Consider the following 15,131-nt stretch of genomic DNA (forward strand, 5'->3'; position numbering starts at 1 on the left):
TGTGCAGGCCGCGGGAGGCCGGCTCTAGGCGTTGTCCCGGCCCCGCAAGCATGGGGATTCGCCGCGCGGACACGCCGGCCATCATCCGGTGCACATCCTTACAGGAGGCGCCATGCAGATCAGGCAAAAACTCGTCCGCGGCATCTTGCTGCTCGGCTTGGCGGGCATGGTCCTGCCGGTGCTGGCCGTGCCGGTCAGCATCTCCAACGCTGCCTACGCGGCCAGCTATGTGCGTGACTGCCGCAGCGCGGGCGCACGCACGGCCGGCGCGACGACGCCCGACAAATGCGAGGTCAACGGGAACTTCGGGGCGACGATCGTCGAGATCCAGCAGCAGAACGTGTCCGGCGGCTTCACCGCCGCCGTGGCGGCGACCAACCCGCTGGGCATTGCCGGCGGCCAGGCCACGCGCTCCAGCATCGACGCCTCGGGCGCTGCCGGCACCCTCATCCTCAAGCAGGGCGCGTTCTCGGGCACCAGCTATTCGCGTGTGTCCGGGCACTCGCTGGGATTGCAGAGCTTTCTGTTCACCGGCACGACCGGCGAGCACCGCACCATCCAGAACCACCTGGACTTCACCTCGAACGTGCCGCCGGGCACCGACATCAGCCTGCCCAACCCTGGCGGGCTCATCACCGACCCGACCACCTATGCCAAGACCCGGCTGACCGTGTTCTCGCTGTCGGCGGCCAGCTTCGTCTACGACTACGACCTGGGCCTCGAACCCCAGTCCACCGGCTACTGGAGCCAGGCCGCGTCGCGTGCCGACTACCGGCTGGAGGGCCTGTCCGAGGAGAGCGGCATCCTGGCGTCGGGCGACACGACCTATCTCGACATCACGATGGAGGCGGGGCGCTACTACTTCGTCGAGTCCTATCTCGGGCTGTGGGCACGCTTCGGCGGCCAGCTGGACGCGACGCACACGTTGCTGACGACGCTGGGCAGGATCGACCCGACCAGCGGCGGCTTCATCGCCACGGCCGCCGATTTCCAGGCCGCCGCGGCGCTTGACGCGCCCGTCGTCGACGAAGTCAGCATCGGCACCGTCGCGCTGCCCGAGCCAGCCAGCCTGGCCTTGAGCGGCTTGGCGCTGGCCGCATTGGCAGCCGTGCGCCGGCGCCGCGGCTGAACCGCACGCGAGGACCTACCGGCGCGGGTGGGCTTTGAAAAAGGCCCAGATCGCCTCAGTCGCGTCGATCTCGGCACGGGGCCAGATGTGGCCCATGCCGTCGATGCGGATCAGCTGGACCTCTGCATTGCCTTCACAACCGGCGTAGCGCAGCGTCTGGCGCGGGCCAGGCTGCCTGTCCTGCACCAGTTTCTGCTGGCAGCGGTTGTGGGCCGCCCAGCCGGCCAGGGCTTCGGGCACGCTCTCGACCCACTCGCCGCCGCGGTCGGCATGACCTTCGTAGGGGTTGGTGAAGTCGGTCAGGCCGTGTACCGCGAGCACCGGCACCGCGCGCCCGCCGCAGGGGCCGAACCAGCGCAGCCCGCCCACCGGCGCGATGGCCGCGATGCGGTCGTTCAGCCGGCAGCCCAGCAGCGAGGACATGCGGCCGCCGCCGGAGAAGCCGGTGGCATGCACGCGCGCCGGGTCGATGCAACTGCGGACGGCGATGTCGTCGATGACGTCCGACACGTACTGCACGTCGTCGGCGCGCGGGGTGAACACGGGCGCATTCCAGCGCGAGTCCTCGGCCTGCAGCGTGGCGACGGCGAAGCCCTCGCGGGCGGCCAGGGTCTCGAAGGCGCTCTCCCTGGCGCGGCCGGCGGTGTTGCCCCCGGTGCCGTGCAGGTCCAGCACCAGGGGCAGCCGCGTTTGGCCTGCGGTGGTGGCTGGCACGAAGAGGCGGTAGACGCGCTTGTGGCCGCCAGAGACCAGATCCCGCATCTCGCCGTTGACCTGCGCCAGCGTGCAGGTGGCTGTCGGCGTCTGGGCTTGCGCGGTAGTCGCCAAGGCGAGCAGGAGGAAGCTGAAGCAGAGCAGGCGCATTGGGGCTCTCCGGGTGCGGTCAGATGACGTCATGGGCATAGACGATGAAGCCCAGGTGCTGCGCGACCTGGTCGTACAGCGCGCGGCCGGCGGCATTGGTGGTGTGTGTCTGCCAGTAGACGCGCTTCACGCCGGCTTCGCGGGCCGCGGCGTAGACGACTTCTATCAAGGCCCGGCCGATACCGCGGCCCCGGGCCTCGGGCGCGGTGAAGAGGTCTTGCAGATAGCAGGTCGGCTCGATGCGCGTCGTGCTGCGGTGGTAGAGGTAGTGGGCGAGGCCGAGCAGGGTGCCCTGCTCGTTCACGGCTACGAGGGCGTGCACCGGCTCGGCGGCCTCGAAGAAGCGTGCCCAGGTCGACTCGGTGACCGGTGCGGGCAGGGCCGTTTCGCCGGTGCGGCCATAGAAGGCGTTGTAGCCGTCCCAGAGAGGTTGCCAGGCGGCGCGATCGGAGGCGTGGATGGCTCGGACTTGAATCATGGGGCGGGCGTTGTCAGGCAGGAAGCCGGCGCATTGTTTCCGAAGCGGACGGCGGGCATAGTCCTGTCGCACAACAACCGCTGGAGACGACATGCCGGCATCGCGTGCGCTGTGGCTGGCCGGGTTGCTTGCGCTGCAGGTTGCCGGTGTGGCGGCGCCGCCGGCGAAATTGCGGCTGTGCGTGTCCGACCAGCCCTTCGGAGCCTACACCCGCCCGGATGGCAGCGGGCTGTTCCAGCAGCGCGTGCTGGGCGCCGCCAAGGGGCTGGATGTGGCCATCGAGCAGTACGCCGCCCCGCGGGCGCGCTGCCTGCAGGACAGCCGGCAGGCGCGTGCCGACGCGTTGATCGGCGTGTTTTCACCCGAGCGGCTGGCCTGGCTGGCCTATCCAATGCGCGACGGCCAGCCGCTGGCCGAGCAAGGCTTGGGCCGCATCCAGGTCGTCGTGTTCCGGCGCGTGGGGACGCAGGTCGAGTGGGACGGCCAGAAGCTCGCAGGCCTGGGCGACCAGCCTCTGGGCCTGAGGTTCGGCTTCGCTTACGGCGGCAAGCTGGAGAGCCTGGGCGTGAAACTGGACGACCGGGCGATGTCCAGCGAGCAGCTCATCGCCAAGCTGGTCAAGGGTCGTGTCGGCGCCATCCTGCTAACGGACGAAGCGCTGCCCCAGGTCGCCAAGCTGCCGCCGGGCCAGATCGAGCCGCTGCCGCGGCTCTACGACACCACGGCGCTGTATCTCATAGTCACGCGCGATTTCGAGCGCCGCCATGGCGATCTGGTGCAGAAGCTGTGGCTCAACCTGGGCGCGGCAGGCGGCGCGCGATGAACCGCCGCCGCCATGGTCTGGCGCCGATCAGGCCGTTGCAACCGGGATGCCGACCGGCTTGCCCGAGGCGATGCGCTGCTTCCAGTCCGCCGGGCCGGTGATGTGGGCGCTGGTGCCGCTGGCGTCCACGGCCACGGTAACGGGCATGTCCACCACGTCGAATTCGTAGATGGCTTCCATGCCCAGGTCCGCGAAGCCCACGACCTTGGCGCCCTTGATGGCCTTGCTGACGAGGTAGGCCGCGCCGCCCACCGCCATCAGGTAGGCGCTCTTGTGGTTCTTGATGGACTCAATGGCGACCGGACCACGCTCGGCTTTGCCCACCATGGCGATGAGGCCGGTCTTGGCCAGCATCATGTCGGTGAACTTGTCCATGCGCGTGGCCGTCGTCGGGCCAGCGGGGCCGACGACCTCGTCGCGCACCGGGTCCACGGGGCCGACGTAGTAAATGACACGGTTGGTGAAATCCACCGGCAAGGGCTCACCCTTGGCCAGCATGTCCTGGATGCGCTTGTGGGCGGCGTCGCGGCCGGTCAGCATCTTGCCGTTCAGCAGCAGCGTGTCGCCGGGCTTCCAGCTGGCCACCTCGGCCGGCGTCAGCGTGTTCAGGTCCACGCGCTTGCTCTTGTTGTAGTCGGGCGCCCAGTGCACGTCGGGCCAGAGGTCCAGGCTCGGGGCTTCGAGGTAGCTGGGGCCGCTGCCGTCCAACACGAAGTGCGCATGGCGGGTGGCCGCGCAGTTCGGGATCATGGCGATGGGCTTGCTGGCGGCGTGGGTCGGGAAGGTCTTGATCTTCACGTCCAGCACGGTGGTCAGGCCACCCAGGCCCTGGGCGCCGATGCCCAGCGCGTTGACCTTCTCGTAGAGCTCGATGCGCAGCTCTTCGAGCTTGTTTTGCGGGCCGCGCTGCAGCAGCTCGTACATGTCGATGTCTTCCATCAGCGCCTGCTTGGCCAGCAGGGCGGCCTTCTCGGCCGTGCCGCCGACACCGATGCCAAGCATGCCCGGCGGGCACCAGCCTGCGCCCATGGTGGGCACGGTCTTGAGCACCCAGTCGACGATGTCGTCGCTGGGGTTGAGCATGTAGACCTTGCTCTTGTTTTCCGAGCCGCCGCCCTTGGCCGCGACGATGACGTCCACCGTGTTGCCGGGCACCACCTCCATCTGCACGACGGCGGGCGTGTTGTCCTTGGTGTTCTTGCGGGCGAAGATGGGATCGTCCAGCACGCTGGCGCGCAGCTTGTTGTCGGGGTTCAGATAGCCGCGACGCACACCTTCGTTGATGGCGTCCTCTATGCTGCCGCTGAAGCCTTCCCAGCGCACGTCCATGCCGATCTTCAGGAAGACGTTGACGATGCCGGTGTCCTGGCAGATGGGCCGCCTGCCTTCGGCGCACATGCGGCTGTTGGTGAGGATCTGCGCGATCGCGTCCTTGGCGGCGGGCGAGGCCTCGCTCTCGTAGGCGCGGGCCAAGTGGGCGATGTAGTCGGCCGGGTGGTAGTAGCTGATGTACTGCAGGGCGGCTGCAATGCTGTCCACCAGGTCGTCGTGCTTGATCGTGGTGCTCATGGGTCCGGGGGGCTGAATGTGGTGTCCTTGGGATTATCCCGCAGGGCTCCTGACGGGAAGCTTTGCGCGGGCCCATGTGGAGCCATCAGACGGCGTCGCCAAGAACAACACCCCGGCGACTTGCGCCGCCGGGGTGTTGTTGCATGCATCAGCGTTGCGTCAGTGCCGGGCACGGACCGCCGACGCGATCTCAGGCGCTCTTGCGGCGCCGAGCGGCAGCGACGGCGGCAAAGGCCAGGCCGACCAGCGCGACCGAGCCGGGCTCGGGAAGCGTGCCGCCCACGGAGCCGATGGCCACGGACGCGAAGCGCAGCGTGCCGCCAGCGACCAGGTATTCACCGAAGCCGTCGCCGAAGAACGTGATCTTGCTGAACGTGCCCGACGCATCGATGGCGCCAATGAAGTTGGTGTAGCTGAAGCCGTTGTTGGCATAGCCGGGGTTGTCATCGGCGCTGAGTGCGTTGGCCGGCATGGTTGCGGCGCCACCGTCGAAGGCGATCCACAGGCCGGAGCCGGCTGCCGCCACGCCATAGTCGGCCTGCACGGCAGCCGAACGGGTGTTCGTCATGCAGCAGGTGCCCCAGTCACCGATCTCGAAGCCAAAGGCATTGACTGGCGACGAGAAAGTGAAAGTCAGGCCGCTGAAGAAGCCTGCGATGTCGGCCTTGCCGCCTGCGCCGCCGCCGGCACTGGTGTTCGAGCCCGGGCTGATGTCCCAGGCATTGCCGGACAGCGACTGGCTGCCGCTGCTGTAGACGCCGACGTTCGGCGAGGCGCTGCCGCCCGACGTGCGCGTGACGGTGACCGTGGCAGGGTTGCCATTGAGGTCGGTGTAGCTGTAGACATCGGTGCTGGTGACTTGCGCCGTCGAGACCGCGGCGCCGGTGCCCGTGATGACGTTGTCGAACGTCGAGATGTTGGGCAGCGCGAGGTTGTAGACGACCGGGGCGGCGATTGCCGAGCCCATGCTCATCAAGGAGAGAGAAGCGACGGCAGCAAATTTCTTGAAAGTCATTACTAAATGTTTCCTGCTGGAAAGAGTTGAGGGAGGCGTCCCAACAGCAATTTGTGGGCCAGTATTCATCTCTTAATTAAATCAATGGCTTGCGATTGAAATAATGATTTGTTACATTTGTTTGTAAATCGATTCGACACCCGCAAACGGATATTGACTTGTTTTGCATATTGCGCATATCGCGGTGCAGCATGGGTTGCTGTGCGCTGCGCCAAACCGTGAATTTCTGGTTTGGCCATGATGGTTTTTAATCTCCCGGAGGCACTCTCATGATGGTTCGCATCGAACGTGACACCTTCGGCCCGGTGCAGGTGCCGGCCGACAGGCTTTGGGGCGCTCAGACGCAGCGCTCGCTGCAGAACTTCGACATTTCCGGCGAACGCCAGGCGCCGGAACTGATCAGGGCGCTGGCGCGGGTGAAGCGCGCATCGGCGGTCGTCAATCACGCGCTGGGTCTGCTGGACGCGACGAAGACTGATGCCATCGTGGCAGCCGCCGACGAGGTCATCGGCGGCCAGCACCCGGACGAGTTCCCGCTGGTCGTCTGGCAGACCGGTTCGGGCACGCAGACGAACATGAACGTCAACGAGGTGCTGGCCAACCGCGCCAGCGAACTGCTGGGCGGCGAGCGCGGCGAGGGCCGGCTCGTGCATCCCAACGACGATGTGAACCGCAGCCAGAGCAGCAACGACGTTTTCCCGACCGCCATGCACGTGGCCGCCTTGCAGGCGCTGCAGGAGCGCCTGCTGCCGTCGCTGCGCGCGTTGCGCACGACGCTGCAGCAAAAGGCCGAGGCCTTCGACGGCATCGTCAAGATCGGCCGCACCCACCTGCAGGACGCGACACCGCTGACGCTCGGGCAGGAGATCTCGGGCTGGGTTGCGCAACTGGCCCAGGGGGAGCGCCATGTGCTGGCTGCATTGCCGCATCTGCACGAACTGGCCTTGGGCGGCACGGCTGTCGGCACGGGCCTGAACGCCCCCAAGGGCTATGCGGAGCAGGTCGCGGCAGAGCTGGCGCGGCTGACGCGCCAGCCGTTCGTGACGGCGCCGAACAAGTTCGAGGCCATGGCCTCCTGCGACGCGCTCGTCCACGCCCACGGCGCGCTGAAGACGCTGGCTGCCAGCATGACCAAGATCGCCAACGACGTGCGTTGGCTGGCCAGCGGCCCGCGCAGCGGCATCGGCGAGATCCGGATTCCGGAGAACGAGCCAGGCTCGTCCATCATGCCCGGCAAGGTCAACCCGACTCAGAGCGAGGCGGTGACGATGCTGGCCGCCCAGGTAATGGGCAACGACGTGGCCATCAACATCGGTGGCGCCTCGGGCAACTTCGAGCTGAACGTGTTCCGGCCGATGGTCATCCACAACTTCCTGCAGAGCGTGCGTCTGCTGGCGGATGGCATGGCCAGCTTCGACCGGCACTGCGCTGCGGGCCTCGAACCGAACGAGGCGCGCATCGCCGAGCTGGTGGAGCGCTCACTGATGCTGGTGACGGCACTCAACCCTCACATCGGCTACGACAAGGCCGCGCAGATCGCCAAGAAGGCGCACCTGGAAGGCACGAGCCTGCGCGAGGCGGCGCTGGCGCTCGGGCATGTGACGGCCGAGGAATTCGATGGCTGGGTGGTGCCGGCGCAGATGGTGGGGCGATAAGCGCCTCAGGGCCGCCCCAGCCGGGGTTCAGTGCCTGTCGCCGTGGTGCGCGGGCTGCGGCAGCAGGCGGTCGGTGTAGGCGATGGCCATGGCCGACAACAGGAAGGCGACGTGGATGATGGTCTGGTACATCAGCGTCTTCTCTTCGTAGTTGGCCGCGTTGATGAAGGTCTTCAGCAGGTGGATGGAGCTGATGCCGATGATGGCCGTGCCGAGCTTGACCTTCAGCACCGACGCGTTCACGTGGCTCAGCCATTCCGGCTGGTCGGGGTGGCCTTCCAGGTCCATGCGCGACACGAAGGTTTCGTAGCCGCCGACGATGACCATGATCAACAGGTTGGAGATCATGACCACGTCGATCAGGCCGAGCACGACCAGCATCAGCACGGTTTCATTCAGCGCGCTCGGCACGGCCTCACCCTTGTAGCCGATGCTCTTGACGAGCGTCTCCAGCGCATGCTGATTGCCGAAAGCGGCCTCGATGAGGTGCACCAGCTCGGTCCAGAACTGGTAGACGTAGACCGCCTGCGCCAGGATCAGGCCGAGGTAGAGCGGCAATTGCAGCCAGCGGCTGGCGAAGATCAGGCGGGGCAGGGGGCGGAGCTGGGGATCGGGGCGCATTGGGGTGGGGCCGAGCAGAATTGAGCGAAATTCTAGGTGTCGTGAATGACTTCACGGCGTCAGGGCATCGTCAGACGGCCGAAGCACAGTCCGCGCCAAGCAACTTCAGGAGACAAGCCATGAGCACGCTGAACACCTACGCGCCCAGCCCCGAGTGGGTCGCCAACGCCCACGTGAAGGGCGAAGCCGGCTATGCCGCGCTGGTGGCCGAAGCCGAGAAGGACTACGCCGGCTACTGGGGCCGCCTGGCTCGCGAGCTCATCAGCTGGCAGACGCCGTTCACCAAGACGCTCGACGAGAGCGATGCGCCCTTCTTCAAGTGGTTCGAGGACGGCAAGCTCAACGTCTCCTACAACTGCCTGGACCGTCATGTCGAGGCTGGCAAGGGCAGCAAGACGGCGCTGATCTTCGAAGCCGACGATGGCACCGTCACCCAGGTCAGCTACGCCGATCTGCTGGCCAAGGTCAGCCAGCTGGCCAATGCGCTGAAGGCGCGCGGCATCAAGAAAGGCGACCGCGTCGTCATCTATATGCCCATGTCGGTCGAGGGCGTGGTGGCCATGCAGGCCTGCGCCCGCATCGGCGCGACGCACTCCGTCGTCTTCGGCGGCTTCTCCGCGCAGAGCCTGCGCGACCGCGTGCAGGACGCCGGTGCCGTGGCGTTGATCTGCGCCGACGAGCAGCAGCGCGGCGGCAAGTCCCTGCCGCTGAAGGCCATCGTCGACGAGGCCCTGGCCGACAACAGCTGCCCCACGCTGAAGGACGTCATCGTCTACAAGCGCACCGGCGGCAACATCGCCTGGGTGGCCGGCCGCGACCTCTGGCTGCACGAGTTGATGGCCGCCGAGTCCACCACCTGCGCACCCGAGTGGGTCGAGGCCGAGCACCCGCTGTTCCTGCTCTACACCTCCGGGTCCACCGGCAAGCCCAAGGGCGTGCAGCACAGCAGCGGCGGCTATCTGCTGCACGCGGCGCTGACCACCAAGTGGACCTTCGACCTGAAGGACAACGACGTCTTCTGGTGCACGGCCGACATCGGCTGGGTCACCGGCCACAGCTACATCACCTATGGCCCGCTGGCCCTTGGCGGTACCGAGATCGTCTTCGAGGGCGTGCCCACCTACCCGGACGCCGGCCGCTTCTGGCAGATGATCCAGAAGCACAAGGTCACGATTTTCTACACGGCGCCCACGGCCATCCGCTCGCTGATCAAGGCGGCCGAGAGCAATGACGCCGTGCACCCCAAGAGCTACGACCTGTCCAGCCTGCGCCTGCTGGGTTCGGTGGGCGAGCCCATCAATCCGGCTGCCTGGGAGTGGTACCACCAGCATGTGGGCGGCGGCCGCTGCCCCATCGTCGACACCTTCTGGCAGACCGAGACCGGCGGCCACATGATCACGCCGCTGCCCGGCGTGACGACGCTGGTGCCCGGCTCCTGCACGCTGCCTTTCCCAGGCATCACGGCGGCCATCGTCGACGAGACCGGCAACGACGTGCCCAACGGCCAGGGCGGCATCCTCGTCGTTAAGAAGCCCTGGCCGTCCATGATCCGCACGATCTGGGGCGACCCCGAGCGCTTCAAGAAGAGCTACTACCCGTCCGAGCTCAAGGGCTACTACCTGGCGGGGGACGGGGCGATCCGTGACGCGGAGACGGGCTACTTCACGATCACCGGCCGCATCGACGACGTGCTGAACGTGTCGGGCCATCGCATGGGCACGATGGAGATCGAGTCGGCGCTGGTGAGCTGCACCGAACTGGTTGCCGAGGCCGCCGTGGTGGGCCGTCCGGACGACACCACCGGCGAGGCCATCTGCGCCTTCGTCGTGCTGAAGCGCCCGCGCCCCAGCGGCGACGAGGCCAAGGCCATCGCCAAGCAGCTGCGCGACCACGTGGCCAAGGAGATCGGCCCCATCGCCAAGCCCAAGGACATCCGCTTCGGCGACAACCTGCCCAAGACCCGCTCCGGCAAGATCATGCGCCGCCTGCTGCGCTCGGTGGCCAAGGGCGAGAGCGTCACGCAGGACACCAGCACGCTGGAGAATCCGGCCATCCTGGAGCAGCTGGGGCAGGCCTACTGACGCTTCGGCCACTCATGAAGAAAGGCCGCCCGCAGGGGCGGCCTTTTCGTTAGCGGTGCGGCTCAGCCCTGCTGGCGCTTGCGCAGCGACAGACCCACCAGCCCCAGCCCCGCGAGCATCATCGCAACCTTGCCGGGCTCGGGTACGGCCGACACGTTGAGCGCCTGGTCCAGATGGATCTTCAGGAACTCCGTGCCGTCCGAGGTCAGCGCACGTCCACCGCCGCCGGGGAAGTTGTTGTCGTTGACGACCAGCAGCGTGTGAGCGTCGATGACGTGCACGTTCTCGATGGTCACGTAGGGGAAGGTGAAGGTGGTGCTGCCGTCGCCGTTGAGGTCGTTGGGGTCGGCGATGTTCATGAGGTCGACCAACTCGGTCTTCTCCACAGCGCCGTCCGCGCCCACCTTGTTCAGGTCGATCTTGAACAGCTTCTTGAACGGCGTGCCGCCGCTGGTGGCCGTGGCGCCGTTGCGCTCGATGACGATGAACTCGTGGTCGTTGATCGCCGTCATGTCGCCGATGTTGGTGCCGTCGGCCTCCAGCTTGTAGACCCAGCTCGACGTGCTGTAGAGGTTGGTGTCGATGTTGAATTCGTTGATGCGCAGCGTCTTGGCCGCGTCGCCGGTCACGGTGCCTTCAAGCAGCGTGTAGAGGCGGTCGCCGCCCTTGTTGATGGCCATGCCTTCGAAGCCGCGCGAGCTGCCGAGGTTGGCCGGCGTCGCACCGCGGTAGGCGTTCTCGGGCGCGTAGACGCCGGGCAGGCTGACGTCGCGGGCCAGCACCCTGCCGGTCGCATCGGTCTTCACGAGGTAGGGGCCGAACTCGTCGCCGAACCACAGGTTGCCGTTCTTGTCCTGGCGCACGCTCTCGGTGTCGAGGTCGGCGCCGGTCAGCAGCTTGCCCGTGCGGATGCCGGCGTCCACGGCGATGCCGGCCGGGTTGCGCGTGGCGTTGCCGTTGTAGTACTGGGCGTAGTCGGCCTGGATGGCGAAGCCGAGCTGGCGGTTGGGGTCGCTCAGCGTGATGCGGGTGCTGGCGTCGAACGCGGCGCGGGCAGCGCCAGTGTTCCAGTCGGCGGCCGACACGGTGCCGGTGCCGCCCGTGGTGGTGCGGAAGTCCGGCAGGATGGCATACATGCGCAGCAGCGAATCGGCCGAGTTGGCCTGGCTGCCGAAGCCGTTGTCGACGAGGAAGCGGTAGCTGCCGCCGGCGCCCTGCAGCACGCCGGAGAAGCCCTGCACCGGCTGCAGGTTGACGTAGGGCGGGTTGTTGGCCGGGCTGGCCGCGTTCGTGAAGCCGAACTGGCCGGACGTGGGGCCGTCCGAGAACGTGGCGGCGGGCATCTGGGCCCAGCCTTCCAGCGACGGGGCGGCGTGGGCGGCGGTGCACAGGGCCGCGGCGAGGCCGATGGCGGTGAGCAGGTGACGGGAGGGCTTCATGGTGGGGCCGGATCCAGGGCGCAGAACAGCCTGCGTGGTGGATTCTTGGAAGCCGTCGTGACCGTCCCGTGAAGCCGGATCATGCGGCCGACCCGGGGTTCTAGGGAGGCGTCGCGCAAATGCGAACAGGCCCCGCAGGGCCTGTTCGGAGGGGCGAGGGGGCTCTTACTTGACCGTCAGCACCCACTTGGCCAGCGTCTCCGCCTCGGCCGGGCTGACTTGCGTGTTGGCCGGCATCGGGACCGGGCCCCAGACGCCGGAGCCGCCCTTGACGATCTTGTCGGCCAGCTTCTTGTAGGCATCTTTCTCCTTCGCGTACTTGGCGGCCACGTCCTTGTAGGCCGGGCCGACGAGCTTCTTGTCCAGCGCATGGCAGGCCATGCAGTTCTTCTTCTGGGCCAGCTCCTGGTTGGCGAAGGCGGCGGGCGCGATGAGGGCGAGGCTGAGGATCAGGACATTCTTCATGCTTACCTTTCGGGGCGTTGGACTACAGTGTTCATAAAGATACCTGAAGGAGAGCCCGCATGGGTTTCGTATTGGTCGGCGTGCTCTTGGTTGTGTTGCGTTTGGGCGGCTGGGTGCAGTTCCACAAGGACGACTTCTGGGCCTGGGTGATCGTGCTGTCGCCGTTTGCGCTGGCCGCGGTCTGGTGGGCCTGGGCAGACGCTTCGGGCATGACCCAGCGCAAGGCGATGAAGACGCTGGATGAGCGCAAGGCCGCACGGCGCGACCAGCTGATGGAAGGGCTGGGCCAGCTCAAGCCGGGCACGAAGAAGAAGCGCTGAGCCGCCTCAGGCCGGCCTAGCCGGCCGAGGGGCGCCCCGAAGTCACTCGAACCGGTCCAGCACCGCGCCCGAGCTGGCGCTGGAGGCGTTCTTCGCGAACTTGGCCAGCACGCCGCGCGTGTAGCGCGGCGCCGGCTGCACCCAGTCTGCGCGGCGTTTCGCCAACTCGGCTTCGCCGACGTTGAGGTTCAGCAGCAGTTGGTGGGCGTCGATGGTGATCGAGTCGCCTTCCCGCACCAGCGCGATGACGCCACCCTCGTAGGCCTCGGGCGCCACGTGGCCGACCACCATGCCCCAGGTGCCGCCGGAGAAGCGGCCATCGGTGATCAGGCCCACGCTCTCGCCCAGGCCCTGGCCGATCAGCGCGCCGGTAGGGGCCAGCATTTCCGGCATGCCCGGACCGCCCTTGGGGCCGAGGTAGCGCAGCACCATGACGTCGCCCGCCTGGATCTTCCCGGCCATGATGGCCGCCAGGGCCGACTGCTCATCGTCGAAGACGCGCGCCGGGCCGGTGATGACGGGGTTCTTCAGGCCGGTGATCTTGGCCACGCAGCCCTCGGGGCTCAGATTGCCCTTCAGGATAGCCAGGTGGCCCTGTGCGTAGATGGGCTGCGAGACCGGGCGAATCACCTTCTGCTCGGGCGACAGGTCGGGCACGTCGGCCAGGTTTTCGGCGACCGTCTTGCCGGTGATGGTGATGCAGTCGCCGTGCAGCAGGCCAGCCTTCAGCAGCTCCTTCATGACGGCCGGAATGCCGCCGGCCTTGTGCAAGTCCACGGCCAGGAACTGGCCGCTGGGCTTGAGGTCGCACAGCACGGGGATCTTCTTGCGCATGCGCTCGAAGTCGTCGATGGTCCAGTCCACCTCGGCGGCGTGGGCGATTGCCAGGAAGTGCAGCACGGCGTTGGTCGAGCCACCCGTGGCCATGACGACGGCGACGGCGTTCTCGATGGACTTCTTGGTGACGATGTCGCGTGGCTTCAGGTCGGCCTTGACGGCCTCGACCAGGCAGTTGGCCGCCAGCTTGACGTTGTCGACCACCTCGTCCTCGACATTGGACATGCTGGACGAGTAGGGCAGGCTCATGCCCAGCGCCTCGAAGGCCGAGCTCATCGTGTTGGCCGTGTACATGCCGCCGCAGGAGCCGCTGCCAGGGATAGCGCGCTTCTCGATCTGGCAGAAGTCTTCCTCGCTCATCTTGCCGGCGCTGAACTGCCCCACGGCCTCGAACACGCTGACGATGTTGAGGTCCTGGCCCTTGTAGTGGCCGGGCTTGATGGTGCCGCCGTAGATGTAGATGGCCGGCACGTTGGAGCGCAGCATGCCCATCATGCCGCCGGGCATGTTCTTGTCGCAGCCGCCGATGACCATGACGCCGTCCAGCCACTGGCCGCCGACGCAGGTCTCCACGCAGTCGGCAATGACCTCGCGCGAGACGAGCGAGTACTTCATGCCCTCGGTGCCCATGGCCATGCCGTCGGAGATGGTCGGCGTGCCAAACAGCTGCGCGTTGGCGCCGGCGGCCTTCAGGCCGATGACGGCCGCGTCGGCAAGCTTTTGCAGGCCGGAGTTGCAGGGCGTGATCGTCGAGTGGCCGTTGGCGATGCCGATCATGGGCTTACCGAAATCAGTCTCCTGGTAGCCCATGCCGTAGTACATGGAGCGGTTGGGCGCGCGGGCCACGCCCTCGGTGATGTTCTTGCTGCGGCGGTTGAAGCTCATGGCGGTCTCCTGGAGAAGCAGGCAGTGTGGCGCGGGCATCAATGCTTTTCAAATATATTGTTTGCTCTCCATTGATATATTTTGTGAATCAATGATCGAGCTACGCCCTCTCCAGCAATTCCTCGCCGTGGCCGAGCTGCTGCACTTCGGCCGTGCCGCCGAGCGCCTGCACATGAGCCAGCCGCCGCTGACCCAGGCCGTGCGCAAGCTGGAGGCCCAGCTGGGCGTGCAACTCTTCGAGCGCAGCAGCCGCAGCGTTCGCCTGACGCCTGCCGGTGTGGCCCTGCAGGCGTCGGCGCAGAAGCTGCTGCTGGAAGCGGCGGCGCTGCCGGCCGAGGTGAGGGCGGTGGCCGACGGCCTGGCTGGACGGCTGAGGCTGGCTTTCGTGTCCACCGTGGGCTTCGGCGGGTTGCCGCAATGGCTGAGGTCCTTCCGGGAGGACTGTCCGCAGGTGGCGCTGGCGCTGCGCGAGGCGACGCTGGACGTGCAGCTGCGCGAGTTCGCTGCCGGCAGCATCGATGCCGGCTTCGTCATTCACACGCCCGGCAGCGCACCAGCAGGCTTCCAGTGCCTGTCCATCGGCATCGAACCCCTGGTGCTGGCCCTGCCCAGCAGCGATCAGGTGCCCAGCGACGCGCAATGCCTGGCCGCACCGCTGGTCATCTTCCCGCGCGAGGTGGCGCCCTCGCTGTTCGACGCCATCCTCGCCCACCATGGCGGTGCAGGCGTTGCCCAGGAGGCCATCCAGATGCAGACCATCGTCAACCTCGTGTCGGCCGCCATCGGCGTGGCGTGGGTGCCGGCCAGCTTGCAGGGCCTGCGGCGCGCAGGCGTGGACTACCGGGCCATGGCCGGCGCCCCGGAGGTCGAGACCAGCCTGATCTGGCGCGACGACGCACCGCCTGTCGTCGCGCGTTTCGTCGATCACGTGGCCCGCCATGCCTGAAGTC

At 67.2% G+C, this 15,131-nt stretch carries 15 protein-coding genes; 6 read left to right on the forward strand and 9 right to left on the reverse strand.

Annotated elements, in window-relative coordinates; all coding sequences use genetic code 11:
- Positions 1-112: 112 nt before the first annotated feature.
- Positions 113-1,129 (forward strand): PEP-CTERM sorting domain-containing protein, encoded by a 1,017-nt coding sequence (locus AC07VX_RS16465; protein WP_493167357.1) that lies wholly within the window; start codon positions 113-115, stop codon positions 1,127-1,129.
- 15 nt (positions 1,130-1,144) lie between these two features.
- Here the strand turns inward: AC07VX_RS16465 and AC07VX_RS16470 are convergent, their stop codons facing one another.
- Together AC07VX_RS16470 and AC07VX_RS16475 are read right to left on the reverse strand one after the other, a co-directional pair.
- Positions 1,145-1,993 (reverse strand): CE1 family esterase, encoded by an 849-nt coding sequence (locus AC07VX_RS16470; RefSeq protein ID WP_493167356.1) that lies wholly within the window; start codon positions 1,991-1,993, stop codon positions 1,145-1,147.
- A gap of 19 nt (positions 1,994-2,012) precedes the next feature.
- Positions 2,013-2,471: a GNAT family N-acetyltransferase gene (locus AC07VX_RS16475; protein WP_493167355.1), complete on the reverse strand. Its 459-nt coding sequence runs from the start codon at positions 2,469-2,471 to the stop codon at positions 2,013-2,015.
- A gap of 91 nt (positions 2,472-2,562) precedes the next feature.
- Between AC07VX_RS16475 and AC07VX_RS16480 the strand changes: the two genes are divergently transcribed.
- The gene (locus tag AC07VX_RS16480) at positions 2,563-3,294 is read left to right on the forward strand and encodes a hypothetical protein (RefSeq protein ID WP_493167354.1); all 732 of its coding nucleotides are present in this window, start codon (positions 2,563-2,565) and stop codon (positions 3,292-3,294) included.
- Between the two features lie 27 nt (positions 3,295-3,321).
- On the opposite strand, the gene AC07VX_RS16485 is transcribed toward AC07VX_RS16480, so the two are convergent.
- The 3 genes from AC07VX_RS16485 to AC07VX_RS16495 form a co-directional block, all read right to left on the reverse strand.
- A complete protein-coding gene (locus AC07VX_RS16485) occupies positions 3,322-4,863 on the reverse strand; it encodes a fumarate hydratase (protein WP_493167353.1) in 1,542 nt (513 codons plus the stop codon).
- Positions 4,864-5,053: 190 nt separating this feature from the next.
- Positions 5,054-5,830 carry a PEP-CTERM sorting domain-containing protein gene (locus AC07VX_RS16490; RefSeq protein ID WP_493167352.1) on the reverse strand — a complete coding sequence of 259 codons (777 nt, stop codon included), beginning with the start codon at positions 5,828-5,830 and terminating at the stop codon, positions 5,054-5,056.
- Between the two features lie 113 nt (positions 5,831-5,943).
- The gene (locus AC07VX_RS16495) at positions 5,944-6,117 is read right to left on the reverse strand and encodes a hypothetical protein (RefSeq protein WP_493167351.1); all 174 of its coding nucleotides are present in this window, start codon (positions 6,115-6,117) and stop codon (positions 5,944-5,946) included.
- A gap of 30 nt (positions 6,118-6,147) precedes the next feature.
- Here AC07VX_RS16495 and fumC point away from each other — a divergent pair, with 30 nt between their 5' ends.
- Entirely contained in the window at positions 6,148-7,533 is a 1,386-nt protein-coding gene (gene fumC / locus AC07VX_RS16500) for a class II fumarate hydratase (protein WP_493167350.1), read from the forward strand.
- A 27-nt stretch (positions 7,534-7,560) separates the two neighbouring features.
- On the opposite strand, the gene AC07VX_RS16505 is transcribed toward fumC, so the two are convergent.
- Complete coding sequence (locus tag AC07VX_RS16505) at positions 7,561-8,154, reverse strand: TIGR00645 family protein (protein ID WP_493167349.1); 594 nt, start codon at positions 8,152-8,154, stop codon at positions 7,561-7,563.
- Between the two features lie 119 nt (positions 8,155-8,273).
- Here AC07VX_RS16505 and acs point away from each other — a divergent pair, with 119 nt between their 5' ends.
- Positions 8,274-10,235, forward strand: coding sequence for an acetate--CoA ligase (acs, locus tag AC07VX_RS16510; RefSeq protein WP_493167348.1), 1,962 nt, complete (start codon positions 8,274-8,276; stop codon positions 10,233-10,235).
- A 62-nt stretch (positions 10,236-10,297) separates the two neighbouring features.
- Here the strand turns inward: acs and AC07VX_RS16515 are convergent, their stop codons facing one another.
- A complete protein-coding gene (locus AC07VX_RS16515; RefSeq protein ID WP_493167347.1) occupies positions 10,298-11,674 on the reverse strand; it encodes an esterase-like activity of phytase family protein in 1,377 nt (458 codons plus the stop codon).
- A 165-nt stretch (positions 11,675-11,839) separates the two neighbouring features.
- Positions 11,840-12,139 (reverse strand): c-type cytochrome, encoded by a 300-nt coding sequence (locus AC07VX_RS16520; RefSeq protein WP_493167346.1) that lies wholly within the window; start codon positions 12,137-12,139, stop codon positions 11,840-11,842.
- A 59-nt stretch (positions 12,140-12,198) separates the two neighbouring features.
- Here AC07VX_RS16520 and AC07VX_RS16525 point away from each other — a divergent pair, with 59 nt between their 5' ends.
- On the forward strand, positions 12,199-12,459 hold the full coding sequence (locus AC07VX_RS16525) for a TIGR04438 family Trp-rich protein (RefSeq protein WP_493167345.1): 261 nt from the start codon (positions 12,199-12,201) through the stop codon (positions 12,457-12,459).
- 42 nt (positions 12,460-12,501) lie between these two features.
- Here the strand turns inward: AC07VX_RS16525 and ilvD are convergent, their stop codons facing one another.
- Entirely contained in the window at positions 12,502-14,181 is a 1,680-nt protein-coding gene (gene ilvD, locus AC07VX_RS16530) for a dihydroxy-acid dehydratase (RefSeq protein ID WP_493167344.1), read from the reverse strand.
- A gap of 91 nt (positions 14,182-14,272) precedes the next feature.
- Here ilvD and AC07VX_RS16535 point away from each other — a divergent pair, with 91 nt between their 5' ends.
- Positions 14,273-15,127 carry a LysR family transcriptional regulator gene (locus AC07VX_RS16535; RefSeq protein WP_493167343.1) on the forward strand — a complete coding sequence of 285 codons (855 nt, stop codon included), beginning with the start codon at positions 14,273-14,275 and terminating at the stop codon, positions 15,125-15,127.
- Positions 15,128-15,131: the final 4 nt, after the last annotated feature.

Source organism: Roseateles sp. GW821-FHT03B02, assembly GCF_059421025.1.

Bases quoted from the DNA above. Each gene is read 5' to 3' on its own strand.
- fumC (WP_493167350.1), top strand. From the start codon at position 6,148: ATGATGGTTCGCATCGAACGTGACACCTTCGGCCCGGTGCAGGTGCCG.
- AC07VX_RS16535 (WP_493167343.1), top strand. From the start codon at position 14,273: ATGATCGAGCTACGCCCTCTCCAGCAATTCCTCGCCGTGGCCGAGCTG.
- AC07VX_RS16480 (WP_493167354.1), top strand. From the start codon at position 2,563: ATGCCGGCATCGCGTGCGCTGTGGCTGGCCGGGTTGCTTGCGCTGCAG.
- AC07VX_RS16495 (WP_493167351.1), bottom strand. From the start codon at position 6,117: ATGGCCAAACCAGAAATTCACGGTTTGGCGCAGCGCACAGCAACCCAT.
- AC07VX_RS16470 (WP_493167356.1), bottom strand. From the start codon at position 1,993: ATGCGCCTGCTCTGCTTCAGCTTCCTCCTGCTCGCCTTGGCGACTACC.
- AC07VX_RS16475 (WP_493167355.1), bottom strand. From the start codon at position 2,471: ATGATTCAAGTCCGAGCCATCCACGCCTCCGATCGCGCCGCCTGGCAA.
- AC07VX_RS16485 (WP_493167353.1), bottom strand. From the start codon at position 4,863: ATGAGCACCACGATCAAGCACGACGACCTGGTGGACAGCATTGCAGCC.
- AC07VX_RS16465 (WP_493167357.1), top strand. From the start codon at position 113: ATGCAGATCAGGCAAAAACTCGTCCGCGGCATCTTGCTGCTCGGCTTG.
- AC07VX_RS16490 (WP_493167352.1), bottom strand. From the start codon at position 5,830: ATGGGCTCGGCAATCGCCGCCCCGGTCGTCTACAACCTCGCGCTGCCC.
- acs (WP_493167348.1), top strand. From the start codon at position 8,274: ATGAGCACGCTGAACACCTACGCGCCCAGCCCCGAGTGGGTCGCCAAC.
- AC07VX_RS16505 (WP_493167349.1), bottom strand. From the start codon at position 8,154: ATGCGCCCCGATCCCCAGCTCCGCCCCCTGCCCCGCCTGATCTTCGCC.
- AC07VX_RS16525 (WP_493167345.1), top strand. From the start codon at position 12,199: ATGGGTTTCGTATTGGTCGGCGTGCTCTTGGTTGTGTTGCGTTTGGGC.
- AC07VX_RS16515 (WP_493167347.1), bottom strand. From the start codon at position 11,674: ATGAAGCCCTCCCGTCACCTGCTCACCGCCATCGGCCTCGCCGCGGCC.
- ilvD (WP_493167344.1), bottom strand. From the start codon at position 14,181: ATGAGCTTCAACCGCCGCAGCAAGAACATCACCGAGGGCGTGGCCCGC.
- AC07VX_RS16520 (WP_493167346.1), bottom strand. From the start codon at position 12,139: ATGAAGAATGTCCTGATCCTCAGCCTCGCCCTCATCGCGCCCGCCGCC.